The sequence below is a fragment of the Pseudomonas sp. MWU13-2105 genome (assembly GCF_023242315.1).
In the GTDB taxonomy this organism is placed as follows: domain Bacteria; phylum Pseudomonadota; class Gammaproteobacteria; order Pseudomonadales; family Pseudomonadaceae; genus Aquipseudomonas.
Genome location: NZ_JALLIY010000021.1, coordinates 1 through 20,536 on the forward strand (window position 1 = coordinate 1; position 20,536 = coordinate 20,536).

The window sequence follows — 20,536 nt, forward strand, 5'->3', positions numbered from 1 at the left end:
GCGGGTGATCGAGTATCAGACTGGTGGGGCGTTGAGCTGGGATTAATCGGGTAACTTTGAAATCACATCAAAACCTAAAACCGTCTCATTAGAAATGAAACAGTTTCTGCAAAAAGGGTTGCTAACTAGCAACCCTTTTTGCGTTTTCAAAAACTTGATCCTAACGGCCGACACCATGTGACCATAACGTCAGACACAACACGCCAATCCATGATCCGGTTTTCGTGCTGCGATCGTGCGTCATTTTGAAGAAGATTCGGGCTTCCATCACCCGGACCTTTCTCATGAAGCTATCGCCCCTTCTCCAATCGCTCGACCTGACGGCCCTGCTAGCCGTTCTCCGCATGCGTTCCGTCAACACCTGGGTCAGGAAGGCTCCCACGCTGGTTGTGGAAGCAGATTTGTAGTCCTCTTCCCCGCCCTCCATCCGTGATCAGGCAGAGCCACTTTCCGTTTTCCATCCATCACCCTGACAAATCTTGCAAGAGGCCTTCCAGCATGAGTTCCAGACTCAAACTAGGTATGAGCCAACGCGACGGCATAATATGCCAACATCCGCAGCAACGTTATTTGTTCCTGGAGCACACTCGATGCATTGCGTCATGCCACTTCAGCAGGGCTGATGGACCTGGAACGAGGTCGTTTCATCGGGATTGGCGGTGACCAGTTGGGAGAGCTTCTGGCTGACATCCGCGAACGAGCGACCCTCCCCCCCACCAAGAGCCGTTGAGCATGGGGAAGTACCGTCTCTCTCATACGGCCCTCAGTGATATTGAGGATGTTCTCAGGTACTCCCCTCCTATTCACTTTGTACACCAGCGCGGGAAACGCTTCCCCGCCGGGCGAGGTGTTCTCCGCGTTCTGTTTCATGAATCTGGAGAGCCACCATGCCCAACATGTTCTGCAACGAGCCTCAACCGCTCGGTCTTTACTCCGGCAGCCCAGACGCTGACAGGCTGATCCGAACACCAGCCATTTCAGCGATCGGCAAGAGATCTCCCTTTCCACGGACGTGCAAGTCCGTTCATATCGGTGCTCACGCGCCGTCTCGACGGGCATTTCCATTCTGCAATCCGCTGTTGCAACAGCCTATGTCTTGTGTACCGCAAGGCGCCTATCCCGAGCCCCTTCCGACTACAGCCAGAGCCAAGGCTCTTCCATCTGCGCTTCCTTGCACTGGCACTGCTCCTGTCATCCCTGAACTCAACGGCTGGCAATCTAACAGCCGATTGTGCAGGCCGGGCTCAATTGCCATATTTGTTCAGATATCGCATGAAAATTCGCTGCCACGCTAAACCACCTGGCCAGGCGTTTTTCGCGACAATCCCCTTTTTGGGAGCGCCCCCTCTTTTTTCGCAGACCTATTACGTTGTCGATACAAAACCATCGTTGCCGAGAACCCGCACAACGCTGCGAACATCAACCAATAGGCCGGAGACGCCTTGTCGCCGGTTGCCTGCACCAGAAAGGTCGACATCGCCGGGGTAAACCCACCAAAAATTGCGGTCGCCAGGCTGAAGGCCAAAGAAAACCCCACCACCCGCACATTCTGTGGCATGACTTCGGTCAAGGCCGCAACCATTGCACCGTTGTACACGCCGAAGAAGAACGAGAAGTACAGCAAGACCACCAACAATCGCTCGAAACTGGGGGCTTCAGCCAGCCAATGCATGGCCGGATACGCTGTAAAAATGCACAGCAGCGAGATCGCCAACAGCAGTGGACGACGGCCGATTCGATCTGAAATCGCACCGCCGATGGGCAACCAAATGAAGTTGGTGAGCCCCACAAACAACGTCACCACCAGGCTATCAGTGGTGCTCAAGTGCAGCACCGTTCTGCCGAATGTCGGGGTGTATACGGTGATCAGGTAGAAGGTAGTCGTGGTCATCGATGCCAACAGTCCACCCGCCAGCACTGTGCGCCAGTTTTCCCTCATGGAGCGGAACACTTCGGCAGTACTTGGATGATGCGCACGAGCCTTGAACGCTTCGGTTTCCTGCAACGAACGACGAATAATGAAAATGAACGGGATGATCACACAACCGATGAAGAACGGAATGCGCCAGCCCCACGCCGCTATCTCGGTTGCATTCAGGTAGGCGTTGATCCCATAGCCCAACGCCGCCGCAAGGATGATCGCGATCTGTTGGCTGGCCGACTGCCAACTGGTGTAGAAACCCGTACGGCCCGGCGTTGCGATCTCGGCCAGATAAACCGACACACCGCCCAGTTCCGCGCCCGCCGAGAAGCCCTGCAGCAATCGACCCAACAGCACCAGAATCGGTGCCGCGACGCCAATGCTGGCATACCCCGGTACCAATGCGATCAGAACCGTGCCGCATGCCATGATCGACAGCGTCACAATCAAACCCTTGCGACGCCCCACCTTGTCGATGTAGGCGCCCAGCACGATGGCGCCCAATGGACGCATCAGAAAACCCGAACCGAATACGGCAAAGGTCATCATCAGCGAGGCGAACTCACTGCTTGCGGGGAAGAACGTCTGGGATATGTAGGTTGCGTAGAACCCGAACAGAAAGAAGTCGAACTGTTCGAGAAAGTTGCCGCTGGTGACCCTTATGATAGCGCCGAATTTTGACGTCCGGGATCGGGTGTTTTCAGTTTTTATTTTGACCATGGTTACGGTGCTACTCGATATTGTTATTGGAATAGAGGTCGTGACGGTCAGTCACTGCCGGCGTTGATCGGGTTGGGTAGACGTTTTTCGATGGCGTACTTGAGTAGCGCGGCGCTACGGAAGATACCGTGGGCGAATTTGCTGTAGGGCATGGTCAGAAAGAACGCCATCACCAGCCCCAGGTGGATTGCCAGCAGCAAGCCCAGGGCGCTGGTCTCGCGCAAGGCGAGCAATGCCAGGCCGCTGGAACTGACCAGCAACAGCAGCGCGATAAATCCGCGATCCATGGGTTTCTGGTTCTCGTCGCCCTGTTCCGGGTTGCGGCGCAGATTCATCCATAGCAATCCGGCCGGGCCCACCAGCAGACCGATACCGCCGAGGATTCCGAGCATCACCGGCAGACTGAAGATCGGGTATGGGGCAGACCAGTCGAGCAGGAAGTGATAGAGCGTGGCCACTGCCGTGGCGGCGAAGCACAGCAGAAAGCCGTAGAAGGTGAAGTGGTGGAAGCGACGGCGCCATAGAGTGAATTTGTCATCGTCGTTATTGCAGCCTTCTGCGTGGCCGCCGTCCAGATACTTGAGCTGTGCGACGTTGGCCGTGGCCTCCAGGGCGGCAGAGGTTTTCAGTGGCAGCGGCGCGTCGGCAGGTGAGACGTTACGCCAGAAGCGTCGTACTCCGATTGTCAGCGCCAGTGCCGCAAAGCCGAACACCGCGCCAAACATCAGGGCCAATGTGTTGTGCGGGAAAATACCGTAGAAATTGCCCCCCGGCATGGCCGTGAACAGGTTACCCATCGCCACCAGGGTCAAGCACAGAAACAACGCCAACCCGCCACCCGAAGCCAGAGCCAGGGTTAGACCGTTACGTTGGTAAAGCTTGCCCAAAGGCTGCGGCCAAACGTACTCGGCATAAGTGTTCAGACGCACCTTGGCCATTGCTTTAGGCACATTGACCGCAAACTCATGGGGCGCGGCGTACTGGCACGCCGAAAGACAAGCACCGCAGTTGTGGCATAGGTTCGCCAGGTAATGGATGTCTGCCTGCGTGAACTCCAGACGCCGGGTCATGGCCGGAAACACCGCACAGAAACCTTCGCAATAGCGACAGGCATTGCAGATGGTCATCTGCCGCTCAACTTCACTTTCCTCCAGATTAAGGACTGGGATCAGTTGGCTGGACGCTTGGGGATCAAACAGTTGCATGTCGAGATTCCGATATCACAGTAGAAGGGCCGAAACCCACCGAGGCCGCCGCCTGAACGCCAGCGATACGCCCGAAAGCAGTGCCTATGGCCATGCCGATGCCGGCGGTGTAGCCCTTGCCCAGCACGTTGCCCGCCATCATTTCCCCGGCGACAAACAGATTCGGACTGGCTTTGCCTTTGAAGTGCACAGCCGCCGTTTCATCGGTGGCCAAGCCCAAGTAGGTGAAGGTCACACCGGGTTTAAGCGGATAGCCATAAAACGGCGGTTTGACCAAAGGCCGTGCCCAGTGTGTCTTGGCCGGTGTCAGACCTTCGGTATGGCAGTCGTCCAGAGCGGTGTGGTCGAAAGTGCCGACCTGACAGGCACGGTTGTAGTTTTCGATGGTTTGCATGAACTGCGCTTCTGGCAAATCCAGAAGACGCGCGAGCTCTTGCAGTGAGTTGGCCTTGGCACCAGGAAAAACCGGCGGCATGAAACGGCCGATCGCCTGCTGGTCGATGATCGAATACGCCTTCTGGTTGGGTTGACCGGCCACCAGCCGCCCCCAGATTGCATAGCGCTTGGGCCAGAAATCTTCGCCTTCGTCGTAGAAGCGCTCGCCGTCGCGGTTGACCACCACGCCCAGCGACACACAGTCGATACGGGTGCAGATCCCACCGTCGTAAAGCGGCGCCCGGGCATCGATGGCAACCATGTGCGCCTGTGTCGGATCACCTATGATGTCAGCGCCGAGATCCTGCATGCGGCGCAGCAACACCCCGGTATTGAAACGCGTGCCACGGATCAGAAAGTTATCCGACGGCCATTCGCCACGTTCGTTTTGGCCCCAAGCCTCGCGCAGCCATTCGCGGTTGGATTCGAAGCCACCGGCTGCCAGCACACAGGAGCGGGCTTCAACACGTTCGGCAGGCAAACGCTGCCCATCGACCTCGCGCTCGCCTATGTGCGCGGCGACGAATTTTCCATCCTGCAGCTCGATATCGGTGACTTGAGCGTTGTAGCGAATCTTGACGCCCAGGCGTTCGGCGCTGCGAAAGTACGCATTGACCAGCGCCTTGCCTCCGCCCATGAAGAACGCATTGGTGCGCGCTACATGCAACGCGCCGGACAGCGGCGGCTGGAAATGCACGCCGTGGGATCGCATCCAGTCACGACACGAGGAAGAGGCGCGAATGGCAATACGTGCCAGTTTTTCATTGGTTATGCCGCCGGTAACTTTGAGCAAATCCTGCCAATATTCTTCTTCCGGATACGCGTCGACCAGCACATCCTGCGGCGCATCATGCATACAGCGCAGGTTGCGCGTGTGCTGTGAATTACCACCGCGCCAGACCTTTGGCGAGCTTTCCAGCAACATCACGCTGGCACCGGCTTCCCGCGCCATCAGCGCCGCGCACAAGGCCGCGTTACCGCCACCTATAACCAAAACATCGACCATCGTTTCTCCTCAATTCGCAAGCAGACGGGAACGAGTTGCTGCTGGCGAGTGGGCGAACAGTAGTGCGGCACCCAAGGGGGCGAAAGGCGGGTTTTTACATGGGGGCTTTAGTTTTGCTAAAGGGGGGAAGTGAACTTTCTTCAGGCAACAGCCCCTTTGATCGCAACGGTTATGCGAGGCGAACAACTATTGAGTGGGCGGCATTGCCTGTAAGGCATAGGTACGGTGACAGGGTTCCAAGTCTCAAATTTCCTCGATCAAACGCGCTCCGGGCCACTGTCGATCATTGACCAGGTGTCGCACGACATCGGTTATCACGACCCGCGTCGCCAGAGCAGCCGGAGACAGTTCGTCGTCAGCAAGAGTCGCCAGCAAATTCCTACGCCCAACGTGCGCATCAGCAATCTGTACCAGCGACAGTCCCGACTCCCCTTCTAATGCCGCGGCGGCACCTGGTTGAATCGTAGCGGCGTGTCCGGCCCGTACCGCGTTCATCAGCACGACCAGCCCGTCTATCTCCATGATGATGTTGGGCGTCACGCCCGAGCGTTCAAATGCAGTCATCAGAGTCGTACGCAGCCCATGTTGAGAGCTGGGCATCACCAGCGGCAGTTGACCAAGATCTGCCAGTTGCACGCTGTCGCCGCGCGGTGCGCCTGGCAGCTCCCGGGAGGTAATCACGAATAGTTTTTCGTCCAGCAACGGCGTCACACTCCAGCGCTTGCCGCCTTCGAGTTGAAACAGGATGGCCAGATCGATCTGTCGCGCATTGAGCTGCGCCGCGAGGTGCCCGGACAGCATCTCCACCAGATGCAACTGGATGTCTGGGTAACGCTCGCGCATTGCATTGATCAATGGCAGCGCCAGAACCGTGGCGGTGGTGGGTGGCAGACCGACACTGACGTATCCGCTCATGCGTCCGCGATGTGCTGCCAGGATCGCGTTCTCCGCCTGGCGCAAGGTCAGTTGGGCGTGGTGCAGGAAGGCGAACCCGGCGCTGGTCGGTGTCACGCCGGTGCTGGTACGGTTTAGCAGGCGAGTCGACAGTTCACTCTCAAGCTTGCCGACCTGCTGGCTTAGTGCCGAGACGCCGACGTCCAGCTCCAATGCGGCACGGCCAAGGCTGCCGTGCTCGACGATCTTCACGAAATAGCGCAGTTGCTTGAGTTCCAAGGGGAAGCTACTCCGGACGAAGGATAAACCAGCAGTCTACCTCTTGCCTGCCCCGCTGACCCGCGCATCCAGACTGACAATGACATCGCCGGCGTGATACGTCGGCCAGTTGCTCAGCGTGAACTTGCGCACTGCCCATCTCACAGAAATGGGTGCCATATCCAAAAGGCAATCATGCCGAAGAATAGAGGAATCTCAAGATACAAAGGCGCCTTGCTCCATCGTTTGAGCCCCTGCGGTATCGCGTCAAGTTCTTGCTGGGTGACGAGTCTGCGCCAGATGAACACTCTGGGAAACATGATAACAATGCCGATCAGACATAACCTCATTGAGCGATGCTTGTAAGACTTGCCGCCCCACCATTTGCGGTCACCGATCATCATTTCGTTATTATCGAAATAGGCTTCGACCAAATCCAGCTTTGTTTTAGTGATATAGGCTGACAAGCCAAGACTAAAGAACAATAGAAACAGAAGTAGAAAAACACTCACCGCCTCCAACATCATCATCAATGCGTTCCCTCATAAATCAAATCACCCGCAAGCTCTCCCAGCCCTCCAAATATTATTCCGCCAGTATATCCACCTACGACCCCACCAATAATTCCGCAACTCAATGCTCCCCACCCGCCCGATACAACACCCAACCCAACCGCGCACACCAATCCCCCTGCACGCGCCCCAAGCTTTCCTCCGAAGTGAGAACCAGCAATTCCTCCCGCCACCTTGCCGCCCTCCACATACCGGGCCTTTCTGCACTGCTCCTCCCGCCCCGTCGAACACGCCTCCTGAATCGCCAGCCCCGCCGCCCCCACGTCCAGGGCCATGCCCACATAGCCGCCTTTGCTCAGAAAACGCGAGGTGCTGGCAATCTTGTTGATCCGCTGCGCATAGCCGTCGATGGTCTGGCGATGCAGGTAGCGTTGGGTGGAAATGCCGAGCATTTTCTTGATCGACTCGTTGTGTCGCAGGCTGGTGCCGTAATGGCCCACACCCTGGAGTTGAGTGTCCAGCTTCTGGAACAGGGCCTGGCGCTTGACGATAAATTCGCTCCTGGCCGAGCTGCCGCCTTTTAAATGCTGCTGATGCAATTTTTCGATGTCCTTCAAGGTTTCCTCGACCCCAGTCAAATGCCGCCCCCAGGCCGCTGTGGTGCTGCCGATGCCAATCGAGCTATAGCCCAGCAAGCCCTGTAACAAATCATAGTTGTTCAGAACCTCGACACCGGCCTTGGGGTCGAGGCTCAAGGCCAGATCGATTTCCCGTGCCCGGGTCATCAGCCAGGCTTCTTCGAAGGTGCAGGACGCCGTGCTGTCATCGGGAACGATCACCAATTGTCCCGATGTCACCATCGAGCGGCGCAGGTGGCTATTGATCGTGTCGAACTTGGTCTGTGCATGTGAACCGCGCTGTATCAACAGTTGGTTTTTCAGACTGGGGTAATGGATGGTCTTTTCATTGATGAATCCGTTCGCCATGCTTCACATCCTTGATGTATGAAAGATGGCGTCAGATATAAAGACAGATAAAGATCGAAAAGAAGAGCAATACTGCTGTTTGCTACAGATCCCAACCAACTACCAGAAATGTCCTACATGGCGACCAACATCGATAGGAAATTACGGAAAATGCTCTTTCACTTGGTTCGCCTTGAGTTCTTGGAGAAAGCCTCTAGGACCTCCTCACGCGACGGCAGGCTTTTCTCACCATCTGCGGGGGTCGTTTTGAAGCCTTCCAGGCGCAGACTGGCCGCGTAGTTGGATTGGCGAGTCCTGGCCGCATAGGCCTTCTTGGCTTCAAGGCTGATAGCGCCCATTGCGTTGGACCTCAATTGTGTTCATCGAGTAATTAAAAGAAATCAAGCTGCCAAGTGCTTGATCTCTTTCAGCGCAACGACCTCAATCAATCGGGCGGTTATCCAACGCGGACAATAGCTGACGGGATGGGGATGCCCCCTCAAGCAGCGCATCCACCACTGCCCGCGCCACTTCCACCGAATGCAGCATGCCCCAGAACAACGCTCGCTCGACGGGGTTGGTATGCAGGCTGATTTCATCGCCATTGAGTTCTGCCGTTTCCAGCAAATTGGAAACGTAGGTCAGTGCGTCCTGAGCAGTGATGCCCGGTTGGATGGCAAACAGCGTGGGTTTGTATGGAGATTCGGGGATGACGGGCTTGGAGCAGGTGAACGCGAGGGTATCGAGCAGACGGGGAGTGTTTGCCAGAGCTGATTCGAGCTCGTTAGTTTGCGCAGGTACATTGCCCAGTCAGCGATATTGAGATGATCATGGCGTCCGCACCTTAACAAGGAGTCTCACAAATTTTCTCAAAATTCAGTCCTGCCTTCTGGGCTGGTCCATAGGAATTCTACGCGCTACCCTGTCGAGCTAAAGTGTGCAGGTAGAGCTGAAATGGAACAGAAAGTTACGGTAGACGGGAAGACTGTCGAGGTTCAGGTTTATGAAGATGGTGAGGGCGGTTGGCTGATCGAGATTGTCGATGAGCACTGGAACTCCACTTGCTGGGAAAATTCCTTCGAGACAGCGGATCTAGCATTCGCGGAAGCAATGCGGGCTATAAACGAAGAAGGGATTGATGGGTTCATCGGAGCCGGTGGAAACACTACTCATTGAGTTGATGTCAACGCCAACCCAAAACTGACCCCTTGGAGGTGACAAGTTGAGCCCAAGCTCCGATGAGGCGGCCTAAAGCGCCTGAGTCTGGAGGGCCTCTAGAAGGGCGCCAAGCGCTTGAGCGACATCAGGAGAAAGGTGATGCTGGAGCTTTCATTCACCTGTATCTACGAATTTGAGAGAGATTCAGTTGAACCACAACAGTCAGTTGGAACCAGACTCTCCCGCAAGCGTGTACTCAGCACACGCGTATCTGCAAAAAACATTTCCGTCAGGGCATATTTCTTGCCTATGATCCTGACTTCAAATTAGGGAAGAGCACCTCAGTGGAACCTCTCAAACACTCCATCATTGGTGAATACCGGCGTTTTTCAAGGTAGTTGTCGCGTCACCGTCTAACTATGCCGCTCTTTTCTCGACCGGCTGCTCCCGATCAGGGTTCAACAGCACCGTACCCATCGGCTCCCAGTTTCGCGTCTGTCCAGACCAGCGTTCCGGGCTTTTCTCCCGGGCTTGCTCGTACAGCTCATGACGCCGAGCCAGGATCTGATGATCCTGGCCACGGTGCCGTTCGGCCGGGGTCACGAAGCGGATTCGGCTGTGCCGGTGCTCGTGGTTATACCAACGCATGAAATCCCTGACCCAGGCGCGGGCAGCGTCCAGGCTGGCAAAGCCATCTGCCGGCCATTGCGGGCAGTATTTCAACGTCCGAAACAGTGATTCCGAGTACGGGTTGTCATTGCTCACTCGCGGTCGGCCACGTGACGGCGTGATGCCCAGCTCATGCATTTTGCTCAACAGCGTCAGCGATTTCATCGGGGCCCCATTGTCCGAGTGCAGCACCAGTGGCTCGTGCAAACACTGCTCGCCGATCACGCTACGTTGCAGTAGCGCAGCCGCCTTCTCGCCGCTTTCCTCTTCGTAAACCTCCCAGCCCACGGCCTTGCGGCTGTAAATATCCTCGATCAGGTACAGGTAGTAATACTGACCGCGTACCGGAGACGGCAGGTAGTGTCCCACGACCACACCTGGTTGGGGCCTTGGGCCGCGTGAGTCGTCGGTGCGGCGTGACGCCGGGGATGCCGGGGACGCTGGCTACGACCACGATGCTGTTGCTGACCCGCCGCACGCAACACCCGAAAAAACGTCGACTCCGCCCCCAGATAGCGCTGTTGGTCCGCCAATCTCGGCACGATCTGGCTGGGCGGCAAATGGGCGTAGCCCGAGCTGTTGCACAGGTCCATGATCGCTTGTCGTTCGACACCTGTTGAACAAGCAGCGCCAACGAGTACCCCATGCTAACCGCTCGAGCAACTAGTACTCCTCAGCACCGGACCGGAGTTGGCTGAGGCCCTGTTGGCGGAATGTCGACTGAAGTCCAAGGAGCTGCTGCACCCTATCGGTTTCGCTCATTGAGCTGGATGTGGGCGATTGGACCTACGCTGAGAAGACCTCCTCAACCAGCCGAGGCAGAACCTCGGCCGCCCTGCCCGCCAGGCTGAATTCGCGATCCCCTTCTACAGGCTCAGGTTGCAGATTGATGTGCAGCACCTGCGCGCCATGTCGCAGGGCAATCCTTGGGATCTCGGCCGCCGGCTGCACAAGGCCAGAGGTGCCAATCGAAAGCAGCACATCACAATCCTTCGCTGCCGACAAAGCTTTGCGCCACACATCATCGGGCAGCGACTCGCCAAACCAGACCACACCAGGTCGCACTTTTCCATTGCAACGCAGGCAGCGCGGCGGCTCGATGCGGCGCCCGCCAGGCGGCTCATCGAGCGGGTCCGCACTCAACGTGTACGGTCGCGTACAGGCAAAACAGCGCGGTGAACTCAGGCTTCCGTGCAGATGCAAGACATCACTACAGCCGGCGCGCTCTAGCAAATCATCGACGTTCTGGGTGACGACGGTGACCATGGGCACCCGACGCGCCAATTCGGCTATCGCCAGGTGTGCGGCATTTGGTTGTGCGGCAAGGACCTTGGCGCGTCGCCACTCGTACCAACCCCACACCAGGGTGGGGTCATTGCGGAACGCTTGAGCAGTGGCCAGTACAGCGGGGTCGAAGTTCTCCCACAGGCCGGTCAAGGCATCGCGAAATGTCGGGATGCCACTTTCAGCGGAAATGCCTGCGCCGGAAAACACCACGACGTGGCGTGCGTTACGCAATTGATCAACCTGGAATTCCATCATGACCTCTTGCGTGCTCTCAGCATGGCCGAGGCTTGTCTCCATTAGCCATTGTTGGTGCCAATGAAGGCGTTTTCACACAACCTGAGTCAGCAGCGGTCAGTCGAAAAACTCCATACCCTCGTAAGGTCGGAGCCGACATTGATCAAGTCGAGAAATAAGGCTGCCCACGTGCACCTCTAGCCGATGACCATCAGGGTCTGAAAAATAAAATGAGTCACCTTCGCTCGAATTACTTTTCCACTCAACGACGTTAAGTGCTCGCAGGTGTGCGGTTACTTTTTTGAAATCTTCCTGTTCGACCGAAAGCGCGTAATGCGTGTAATCCATATTCTTTTCTGTCTCCCTGCTCTTATCCAGAGACAGACATAGCCAGAGATCGCCCAGAGAAAGATACGCCCCCGCCACCCAGCGTGCGGTCAATCGAAAACCAGGTAAAGACTCATAGAACTCGACGCTCCGAGAGAGGTTCGCAACCGCCAACGTGAGATGATTCAGACCAGTCAACATGAGCCATTATCCAGAAGAAATCTCGGGGGGCACTGAGGATATCAACATCCTTGATTGACTGCGTCACATGGATTTCAACCGGTTGCAGCGCGCGCCTAGATATTACCAATACTGACACGTAGGGACTCGAAGTAATCGCCATCCACAGGAGCAGTGGGAGCCGATTCGGCCCCAGCCAGCAGCAGGCCACGCAAGTGCTGCCGATCCTGATCCTTGCGAATCAGCTCCCAGACATATTCGCTACCGGTGCAGCAACCTCGCTGGCTCACTTGAGCATCGACAAAGGACTTGAGGGCATCCAGTAGGGAGACGCTCGTGGTGTTCATGGCTTTGTCCATCTTTGCCAAAATCCCCCATTGCCGTACCTCGCCAGTGCAGAAGGATCGCGCGGCCATCCAAGGAGATCTCACTGAAATGGGTGCCATATCCAAAAGGCAATCATGCCGAAGAATAGAGGAATCTCAAGATACAAAGGCGCCTTGCTCCATCGTTTGGGCCCCTGCGGTATCGCGTCAAGTTCTTGCTGGGTGACGAGTCTGCGCCAGATGAACACTCTGGGAAACATGATAACAATGCCGATCAGACCGACAGGAATGGCCTTTGAGGTCCGCTCCCTGCCCTCCATCCATGATCAGGCAGGGCCATTTTCCGTTTTCCATCCATCACCCTGACAAATCTTGCAAGAGGCCCTCCAGCATGAATTCCAGACTCAAACTAGGCATGAGCCAATGCGATGGCATAATATGCCAACATCCGCAGCAACGTTATTTGTTCCTGGAGCACAACATGGCTACGCGAAATGTCGTTCTCACTGATCACATGGACCAGGTCATCAACGACCTGGTTGTCTCCGGCCGATACCAGAACGCCAGCGAAGTCATGCGCGAAGGGCTTCGTCTGCTGGAGCAGCGTGAGGCTGAAGAACTGGCCAAGCTCGATGCTTTGCGTCATGCCACTTCAGCAGGACTGATGGACCTGGAGCGGGGTCGTTTCATCGAGATTGGCGGTGACCAGTTGGGAGAGCTTCTGGCTGACATCGGCGAACGAGCTGCCCTCTCCCCCACCAAGAACCGTTGAGCATGGGGAAGTACCGTCTCTCTCATACGGCCCTCAGTGATATCGAGGATATTCTAAGGTACTCCCACGTACAGTTTGGCTCACATGCCAGGGTCAGGTACCAAGCGCTTATACGCGCAGCAATCGAAGACCTTGCGGAAACGCCAAACAGGGTGGGTAGCAACCCTAGAGATGAACTTTCAGTGGGACTGAGAAGCTTTCATCTGGCCTATGTACGCAACCAAGCTGCGACTGCCACTGGCACCGTACAGAGGCCGCGGCATATCGTTTTCTATAGATTGGCGGATGACCAGATCATTGAGATCGTTCGGATACTGCATGACGCAATGGAAGTCAGGCAGCACCTTACGCTGGAATTGAAGGGTAGTTAGCGGCGCATAGCCATGAAATACCAGCTCAGATCCCCCTATTCACCTTACAGGCCGGCGCGGGAAAGGCTTCCCCGCCGGAGCAAGTGTCCCTGCACGTTCCTCCGCATGTACCTGGAGGTTCAATCCCTTCTGCGCCTGCTACACACCAGAAGATAGGTCAGAGCCGCGATACAGCCATCCCCGCCGAGGCCTTCACCAACACCGATTGAAAACTGACCCACCCTACCAGGCATCAGTCTCTGTTCTTGGAGAAAGCCTTCAGGACCTCCTCACGCGAGGGTAGGCTTCTCTCACCATCCGCGAGGGTAGTTTTGAAGCCTTCCAGACGCAGACTGGCCGCGTAGTTAGATTGGCGAGTCTTGGCCGCATAGGCCTTCTTGGCTTCAAGGCTGATAGTGCCCACGCGCTGGACCTCAATTGCGTTGATCGAGCAATTATATGTCGATCATACTGCGCAGAACCCAAGTGAGATGTGTTCGGGCAAGCAAGGTTTGATCGACCTGACAACTAGATGATCAAGCCAACCGTGTGCCAGACGTTGGCACACGGCTCTGCCCGGGCCCTTACGAAAAAGAGATCAAGCTGCCAAGTGCTTGATCTCTTTCAGCGCAACGACCTCAATCAATCGGAAGGTTGTCCAACGCGGACGATAGCTGACGGGATGGGGACGCCCCCTCAAGCAGCGCATCCACGACCGCCCGCGCTACCTCCACCGAATGCAGCATGCCCCAGAACAGAGCTCGTTCGACGGGGTTGGTGTGCAGGCTGATTTCATCACCATTGAGTTCCGCCGTTTCGAGTAGATTCGAAACGTAGGTCAGGGCGTCCTGGGCGCTTACCCCGGGTTGGATGGCGAATAGTGTGGGTTTGTATGGGGCTTCGGGCGTGACGGGCTTGGAGCACGTAAACGCGAGGGTATCGAGCAAACGGGGAGTGTCTGCCGGGGCTAGTTCGGGTTCAATCGAAGGGACATCAGATACTTTACGCAGATACACGGCCCTGTCGGCAGTGCTGAGGGATTTGCGAACTGGAGGTGGATCGGGGGTTATCTTCTTGGTCATGGAGAGTCTCCTACTTAGGCAAGGGATTCATCCACTCCTGCTGCGACACAAGGGTGGCGAACTGCACGCAGGTTCGCAGACCGGTAAGTAGGAACCGGCAGGGCTAAGCCTCCTGCGCACAGCTCGCCATAACGCGAACACCAAAAAGCCGCTTTACGCGGCGCTGTGCGCCTACTTACGACCGGGCTGCGAAACCCGCATCGCTGAATTTGCAGCGACTGTCGAACTGTAGCCATGGCAATTGGCGCACACAATATTCTCCCATGCCTGAAACGCGTGGGAAATATGAGTTTTTTTAGAAGGCGATTTCGCATGCTGAGTGAACGCTGGTCAGCTGCGTCTGAAACAACAAGGGAAAACAAATCAGTCACCTTACGGTGAACTCTCAGGAGTCGCAGACGCCATAGATACAAAAAATATCTACTAGACATAAGCCCAAGCTAAATACTCGACCACAAATGCAACTGATTATTAATACGCTCACAACTCACACATTCTCACACAAAAAAGAGCCCCCGGGATGGCGATTTGATACTATCTATAAACTAAGAGAGGATGTAGACCACATAAATAAGGAAGCTTTGAACATGGAATTTGAAAGATTAGCACGTACAGACGGCCGCAATGACATCTGGGCCTATGAGTGGGATTTAACCAGAAAACCACCGGCTAAATGTAATCGTGTACATCTTGGCATCGAGCAACCCTTGCCTCACGCCTCAAATATGATCAGTGCAAACGAAGCAATATCCTGGGCATTTGGGCGCACACTGGGAAACATAGCAACGGTGAATCCTGAGGTTTTATTAAGGCTTCCCGGAACCAGTGGTGTGAATGACATTCTTGAGTGTGAAATAGTGGACGCCGGACTTTATCAAAATGGAAAAGAGCGTTTATGGTGCCGCACCCATCAAAAGCACTGGGGTACTTTAGCTGATGTAAAAGATGCAGCTAACACGGGAACCATTAGATGCGCTCAATGGTTCCAGCCTATGTCCTATATTGCTAACCCTTATGAGTTGCAACCAGACAACCACGCAGAAGTTGGTGTGTGGTGCTCCCTACCTCCTGCCCTAACTAGCCTTGGAACACCGCACTCACGACATCCAAACATCCACGTGCACGTACGAAACGCTGTTGAAGGCACAAAAATTGTAGATAAAGATTTCAGTGCTTTGGCAATTATAATCGACGCCAGAGCGAATCTATTCGCGCCCTCACCAATTAATAAAATTCACGTTACTCCACCTGCGGCCAGTGACTTTATGTTGGCTTTAGAATACGGAGTCCATGTCACATGCTTTAACTGCAACTATTGCGGCGCCCCACACTTAGACCTGGGGATTTTCAACCAAAGACCACACCGAAAACATCTTTGCGGAAATTGCGGAAGAAATAATACGTGGACCAGTGTACCGAGCACATCTAGCCCGCTGCAACCGCTGCATCGTTACTATGACAGAGGGTATGGATACATTGACTCTGCGAGACATTTAAATATAGACGAATGGGATAATTGCGAGTTCGCACTATGGGCTTCAACTCCCGCCATAATATGGACAGCCAACAGACCACAGGAACGTGGAATTCATGTTCACTTGAGTATGGATGGTACACGCGTCATAGACGATACGTTTGGCACTGTCATTTACCGCGGAGAGCCCCTAAACCGTGATGATATGCTAAAAAAAATGATAGACAACACACTCAACACCTAGCCAAATTAACTTTCCGGATGCCATTACAACCTGGCATCCGGTCATTCATAAAACAGAGAACTATTAGATACGCCACCAGCGTTTGGTACCATTTCAGAACTTGCTAAATGGAGTAATGCAACAGAGCAAAAAAGCATTGCTGCCTGCCCACACAAAATGACTAGATACTTCTTCGGAGCTCATCGCAACATTACCAACCGTACGCCGCGGCACGCAGAAAATTGTGGACGTAGCAGAAAGACCTCTAATAGCTTAGTAAAAATCCACCCCTAATTACAACTTTTTTAAATATATTATTTGACCATACTAAGACTTGGACTCGGCTTGTCACACGCCCACACCACAACCAATCCGGCATCACAATTCAACTCTCCCGAAGGAAACACATTGAACCACTAGGCAAGCAAACTTAAACATTAAGAAAATTTCAAAATCACGCCCCACACACTATAGCCACCAGCATAAAAATTTATAATAAAGCCATCCAAAATCAAACTGAAAATCTGATATACCATTAAAATACTGACAAACGCAACTTTATAAACACGAAGCGATAAATAGAACAACTTAACTCCCAGGGTGCAAAAAATCAAAAAAAAAGCTATAATCTTAAATTTATCCATCAACTCAGAATCTTGAAAATCATGCTATTTATTGTATTACTAGGTGGAAGGCACCCTAAAGCAAAAATTGAGGTACATGACGTAGCCTTTGTTAATGCACAGTGCTTAGAAGATACTTTTGAAGAATTACGTAAAGAATGGTTTGGAAATCAAAGTGGCTTACATATTGATTCGTGGATGCAAGTGGACGGTGTAGGAGATTGGAAGGTCGAATTTAGTGATCTTGCTCCAGCGCCAAATAGCCCACATCTTTACTTTGTAAATATGGGTGGGTATGACTCGAGAGCATTTGGCGAAGCTCATGATTATATGCTAGTAGTAGAAAACTCAAAAGCAGAGGCTCACGCCAAAACTAAGAAAGCAATGCTAAATCGATGGAGTGAACAACACACTGATGCAGTTTTTGATATTGATGATTGCCTTCCGATATTTTCTGCAGGTGGTCGCTATATCAATCTGGTCAAAAGCGAAAATCGAGGAATACTCAAGCGCAACGAGTACATAATTATCCCGCACTAACCCTCACCATAGCAATTTTATCCTCTCACATTGCCAATTTTCTGCTCCTCTGAAAATATTCAGGTCGACCCAACTTAAATATTCCCTGAGTCTATATAAAAATTTTTGAAACTCCGTCGCGGCCACTCAGGGCCGGAGCTTCCATAGGGTTCTCGCCACTTAGGCGAAGGACCCTGCCATACCAGAAGAAGACAAACTTTTCGATGCGGACTGTGAAATAATCGCGTTTTTTTCATTACACATTGATCGACAGAGTACTGTGGATGCTTTGCTCCGGCGCAGCATAATGGGATATGCCTTAACGTTTTGGACCATGGTCAACGGTCTACCTACGTTTTCGAGACTGGTAAAATCAAGGTCTTTTCAATCAGATGCTCAAGAAGCGTTATATTCGCTTGAGCAAAAAGGGTTCGATGGGGCTGGGCACTTGGATAATCGACTCTATCGCCGTACGGGCAGCCCGAGCCTCAGCAGGCGCAGGAAAAATGGGACCTGAGAACCACGAGACCACGCGCTCGGACGAAGCCAGGGCTGCCCGACGACCAAAACTCATATGCTGTATCGCTGAGCTTTCTACTGACATAAGGGCTACGAAATAGAATCTTTACGCCATGCGACTGTTACCGGAGGCAACCCGTCATCCAGCTATGCAGTATGAAACGCAAGCCAAAGCCGGGCTTACCAAGAAGCTGTTTGATCGCCCCAAGTACCGTCAGCGCAACATCATATTTGGTTGGCTGATAGAGCACCGCCGCACCGCCGCACCGGCACACGCTTCGACAAGCTGGCAAAGAGTTTTTTCAGCCATTGTCACGCAGGCCTGTTCACTACGGTGCTTACGACATTACTGTTCGTACGGCACACCTAGTATTAATATAACGTATTTTGAGCCATTTGCTGCCACAATATTTTCCGATCGAGTTGCTGCCCTTGATATATCACTGCCCCAAATGTGTCGTCGACTACGCGCCTTCCGTGCTCGTAAATATGTACATGAATACCTTTTTCCTGAGCTCTGTTCGCAGTCCACAAAACTGCTGGAGTCGAAGACCAAACCTCAAACCTAAGGCCCGCATAATCGTCCATATTTAGAGTACGCTCAGGAATTACATATTGATTGCTATTATTGAATTGATCATGCAATGGCTTGAGAGGAGTGGAAACAATTTTACCTTCACTCCAAACACTATCATTCCCACAATTTCCACAAAAGTGCTTTGCATGAGGTGTATTGGCAAAACTACCAAGATCCAAGTGAGGATAACCGCATTTCTTACATGTTACACATGCCATTTCACGCCCTTCTTCAAGCGACTTGACAAACTCAAACGCCGCAGGTGGAGTGATTTGTATTTGCGTAATTTCACTACTAGAAAACAACCCAAGATTTTGATTATAAGAGCAAACTATCGCATCATAATCCCTATCCAATAATTTTTTATCTGCTCCGGAAAATCGCTTATGCACATGTATTTTTGGCGCACGAGGAACAATCACATCACTCGAAAATGCTGGAGGTAATGAGCACCAAACGCCTATTTCTTCAAACTCATTAAAATCTACAATAAGCGGATCAACAACATAACTCATACCCATCAGGTGGTTACTGCATGTAACCTCGCCAGTAGCAGGAACTGCGGCAATGTCGGCTTTTACACCCCAGTGAATCTGGTGTGTTTTGCAATACCACCGATCCGCTCCATTTCTAAACTTCCCACATGGAACAATGTGGCATGGTAATACAGCACGATCACCCGATTTCGCAGTAAAACTACCGAAGACACCCTCCGAGTTTACAGCGATATTACCAATAGTCCTCCCAGGGGCCCAGCAGATAGCCGCTGCTGTGGAATATTGTTCAGGATTATCTTCCTCTTCCCCTTCGTTGCAGTATTTTCGAATGAAGTCTTTTTTTGCCATTCCCGTCCCAGGATCAGACCACTCGCACTCCCACACCTCTACTTGCCCAGTATCGGAATTTAATTTACGCGAATAAAACATTATCGTATTTCCAAATAAGGTACATAGTTTTATTTAGGCTTCCAAGCAAACAATCACCCTAGAGAGAACCCAAAATAACCATATCAGGAGCGGCACTCACTTCCTGGCACACTCGACATAATTATTTTTTATTAACACTTAAAAAGAGTGGAAAAAAACTTCGCTGACTTTTGAATTTAAGCGTGTCATTTGCTGTGATAGTGTTTGCTTTTCTACGAGTGCCACCGCTCGACGTATGAACCTCTATTTCTGAACTTTCTATGATCGCAGAGTGAACGTCATCAGAATGGGCAGGAGTTTCATTGTAGATACTTGCGTAAAAATCACTCACTATAACAGTATCACCTGACTCTGAAATTAGTCTTGGTATGTCCTCCAAAAGCTCGTTTCTCGCATTCTCACGATCAGACTCACCGAAGAGGTATAGAGACCCATCCTCAGCGGGATCATAAGAGAGCATATTTAGGCCTGAACGACCAAAGTGAGCTTGAGCGCTGCTGTTGTCGTGCAGAATATTATTGTAGACTTGACGTGCCTTGTAGGACGTCGCAAAGTGAATAAGCCAATATCTCCAACCGAGCGGATTATTTATCGAAAACGGGCTTACGTATGGAGCACACTCTTTGAAGGCTTGAAAAACTAATCGTTCCGCAGTACCAAGCCAACTATTTTTATTCATTTGACCTTCCAAAGCCTTTAAATCATCCATTCCCAGACCAACTGCAGATAGCTGATTTGATACCAAGACTGGCTCTGACTTCCTCAAAAAGGAAACCAACGCTTCGATTGCAAATGTGTAAAATATTTCTGCTGATGGATTTGAGCGGGTAATATCAAGTATCGTTTTTCTTTCCACATGGCTATGACCACATTGGTCAAGATTGAACAAGACATTTCTATAGCGATACTTTGATAAGAGCCCTTTCACTTTTGGATAAACCTGTTCAAAGGGCTCGCTAAAATACTCCACATTTATCTGAAGCTGGACATCACATGCCAAAATTTCAGCAAGTAATGGTGCTAGATTTTCTTTTAGATACTCAGTTACATTTTTATCCGCATCATTTAAAATTAACAGACACTCAATCGTAACTAGCCCCAACCCTTGAATAGCGCGGTTTATATTTATTGAATTCAAAGCTCGTTTCAGCTCTTCAATAAAAATAACCGGAGATCCTGCTGAACCGCATTGATAACGGCCGCCTCCTGAAAAGCCATCAACAACCGCTAAGCGGAACTTTGATTGCTGAGGCAACTGACAACGCACAGTAAGATATTGAAAGAAATACTCTCTTAATATTTTGTGTTTTCGCCTGGAGTGATCGTCGAGAACCGCACCACTTAACCATTCATATCTTTTCTCTGCCATTCGCT

General features: G+C 52.7%; 20 protein-coding genes and 2 pseudogenes. 6 read left to right on the top strand and 16 right to left on the bottom strand.

Annotation, left to right across the window (positions count from 1 at the left end):
- Positions 1-1,291: 1,291 nt before the first annotated feature.
- The 8 genes from M5B96_RS26500 to M5B96_RS26535 form a co-directional block, all read right to left on the bottom strand.
- Positions 1,292-2,641 carry an MFS transporter gene (locus M5B96_RS26500; protein ID WP_248799945.1) on the bottom strand — a complete coding sequence of 450 codons (1,350 nt, stop codon included), beginning with the start codon at positions 2,639-2,641 and terminating at the stop codon, positions 1,292-1,294.
- A 47-nt stretch (positions 2,642-2,688) separates the two neighbouring features.
- The gene (gene tcuB, locus M5B96_RS26505; RefSeq protein ID WP_248799946.1) at positions 2,689-3,846 is read right to left on the bottom strand and encodes a tricarballylate utilization 4Fe-4S protein TcuB; all 1,158 of its coding nucleotides are present in this window, start codon (positions 3,844-3,846) and stop codon (positions 2,689-2,691) included.
- Positions 3,833-5,287 (bottom strand): FAD-dependent tricarballylate dehydrogenase TcuA, encoded by a 1,455-nt coding sequence (gene tcuA / locus M5B96_RS26510; protein WP_248799947.1) that lies wholly within the window; start codon positions 5,285-5,287, stop codon positions 3,833-3,835. Before tcuA ends, tcuB begins: the two co-directional genes overlap by 14 nt.
- Before the next feature lie 243 nt (positions 5,288-5,530).
- Positions 5,531-6,460, bottom strand: coding sequence for a LysR substrate-binding domain-containing protein (locus tag M5B96_RS26515; protein ID WP_152739976.1), 930 nt, complete (start codon positions 6,458-6,460; stop codon positions 5,531-5,533).
- A gap of 140 nt (positions 6,461-6,600) precedes the next feature.
- Positions 6,601-6,969 (bottom strand): hypothetical protein, encoded by a 369-nt coding sequence (locus M5B96_RS26520; protein ID WP_248799948.1) that lies wholly within the window; start codon positions 6,967-6,969, stop codon positions 6,601-6,603.
- Positions 6,969-7,937, bottom strand: coding sequence for a hypothetical protein (locus tag M5B96_RS26525; RefSeq protein ID WP_248747270.1), 969 nt, complete (start codon positions 7,935-7,937; stop codon positions 6,969-6,971). The genes M5B96_RS26520 and M5B96_RS26525 overlap by 1 nt, the downstream gene beginning before the upstream one ends.
- 158 nt (positions 7,938-8,095) lie before the next feature.
- Entirely contained in the window at positions 8,096-8,275 is a 180-nt protein-coding gene (locus M5B96_RS26530; RefSeq protein WP_248799949.1) for a YhfG family protein, read from the bottom strand.
- An 82-nt stretch (positions 8,276-8,357) separates the two neighbouring features.
- Positions 8,358-8,726 carry a hypothetical protein gene (locus tag M5B96_RS26535; protein ID WP_412548657.1) on the bottom strand — a complete coding sequence of 123 codons (369 nt, stop codon included), beginning with the start codon at positions 8,724-8,726 and terminating at the stop codon, positions 8,358-8,360.
- A 144-nt stretch (positions 8,727-8,870) separates the two neighbouring features.
- Here M5B96_RS26535 and M5B96_RS26540 point away from each other — a divergent pair, with 144 nt between their 5' ends.
- The gene (locus M5B96_RS26540; protein WP_152739973.1) at positions 8,871-9,092 is read left to right on the top strand and encodes a hypothetical protein; all 222 of its coding nucleotides are present in this window, start codon (positions 8,871-8,873) and stop codon (positions 9,090-9,092) included.
- A 399-nt stretch (positions 9,093-9,491) separates the two neighbouring features.
- On the opposite strand, the pseudogene M5B96_RS26545 reads toward M5B96_RS26540, so the two are convergent.
- The 4 genes and pseudogenes from M5B96_RS26545 to M5B96_RS26560 all read right to left on the bottom strand — a co-directional run.
- A pseudogene (locus tag M5B96_RS26545) lies at positions 9,492-10,351 on the bottom strand (IS3 family transposase); the annotation flags it as partial.
- 178 nt (positions 10,352-10,529) lie between these two features.
- Positions 10,530-11,282: an SIR2 family NAD-dependent protein deacylase gene (locus M5B96_RS26550; protein ID WP_248799950.1), complete on the bottom strand. Its 753-nt coding sequence runs from the start codon at positions 11,280-11,282 to the stop codon at positions 10,530-10,532.
- 99 nt (positions 11,283-11,381) lie between these two features.
- Positions 11,382-11,792, bottom strand: a complete 411-nt coding sequence (gene fos, locus M5B96_RS26555) for a fosfomycin resistance glutathione transferase (protein WP_248799951.1) — start codon at positions 11,790-11,792, stop codon at positions 11,382-11,384.
- 95 nt (positions 11,793-11,887) lie between these two features.
- Positions 11,888-12,118 carry a type II toxin-antitoxin system ParD family antitoxin gene (locus M5B96_RS26560; RefSeq protein ID WP_248799952.1) on the bottom strand — a complete coding sequence of 77 codons (231 nt, stop codon included), beginning with the start codon at positions 12,116-12,118 and terminating at the stop codon, positions 11,888-11,890.
- A 460-nt stretch (positions 12,119-12,578) separates the two neighbouring features.
- Between M5B96_RS26560 and M5B96_RS26565 the strand changes: the two genes are divergently transcribed.
- Together M5B96_RS26565 and M5B96_RS26570 are read left to right on the top strand one after the other, a co-directional pair.
- Positions 12,579-12,869, top strand: coding sequence for a type II toxin-antitoxin system ParD family antitoxin (locus M5B96_RS26565; protein WP_040066196.1), 291 nt, complete (start codon positions 12,579-12,581; stop codon positions 12,867-12,869).
- A gap of 2 nt (positions 12,870-12,871) precedes the next feature.
- On the top strand, positions 12,872-13,240 hold the full coding sequence (locus M5B96_RS26570) for a type II toxin-antitoxin system RelE/ParE family toxin (protein WP_248799953.1): 369 nt from the start codon (positions 12,872-12,874) through the stop codon (positions 13,238-13,240).
- 232 nt (positions 13,241-13,472) lie between these two features.
- Here M5B96_RS26570 and M5B96_RS26575 read toward each other — a convergent pair whose 3' ends face one another.
- Entirely contained in the window at positions 13,473-13,643 is a 171-nt protein-coding gene (locus M5B96_RS26575) for a YhfG family protein (protein WP_248799954.1), read from the bottom strand.
- A 214-nt stretch (positions 13,644-13,857) separates the two neighbouring features.
- The gene (locus M5B96_RS26580) at positions 13,858-14,301 is read right to left on the bottom strand and encodes a hypothetical protein (protein ID WP_248799955.1); all 444 of its coding nucleotides are present in this window, start codon (positions 14,299-14,301) and stop codon (positions 13,858-13,860) included.
- A 458-nt stretch (positions 14,302-14,759) separates the two neighbouring features.
- Between M5B96_RS26580 and M5B96_RS26585 the strand changes: the two genes are divergently transcribed.
- From M5B96_RS26585 to M5B96_RS32615, 3 genes and pseudogenes are all read left to right on the top strand, one after another.
- A complete protein-coding gene (locus M5B96_RS26585; RefSeq protein WP_248799956.1) occupies positions 14,760-16,019 on the top strand; it encodes a hypothetical protein in 1,260 nt (419 codons plus the stop codon).
- 644 nt (positions 16,020-16,663) lie between these two features.
- A complete protein-coding gene (locus M5B96_RS26590; protein ID WP_248799957.1) occupies positions 16,664-17,161 on the top strand; it encodes a DUF1543 domain-containing protein in 498 nt (165 codons plus the stop codon).
- Positions 17,162-17,403: 242 nt separating this feature from the next.
- Positions 17,404-18,024, top strand: a pseudogene (locus tag M5B96_RS32615) (transposase); the annotation flags it as partial.
- A 7-nt stretch (positions 18,025-18,031) separates the two neighbouring features.
- Here the strand turns inward: M5B96_RS32615 and M5B96_RS26600 are convergent.
- Both M5B96_RS26600 and M5B96_RS26605 read right to left on the bottom strand, forming a co-directional pair.
- Entirely contained in the window at positions 18,032-19,162 is a 1,131-nt protein-coding gene (locus tag M5B96_RS26600) for a hypothetical protein (protein WP_248799958.1), read from the bottom strand.
- 121 nt (positions 19,163-19,283) lie between these two features.
- Positions 19,284-20,531 (bottom strand): three-Cys-motif partner protein TcmP, encoded by a 1,248-nt coding sequence (locus M5B96_RS26605; RefSeq protein WP_248799959.1) that lies wholly within the window; start codon positions 20,529-20,531, stop codon positions 19,284-19,286.
- Between the last annotated feature and the right edge of the window lie 5 nt (positions 20,532-20,536).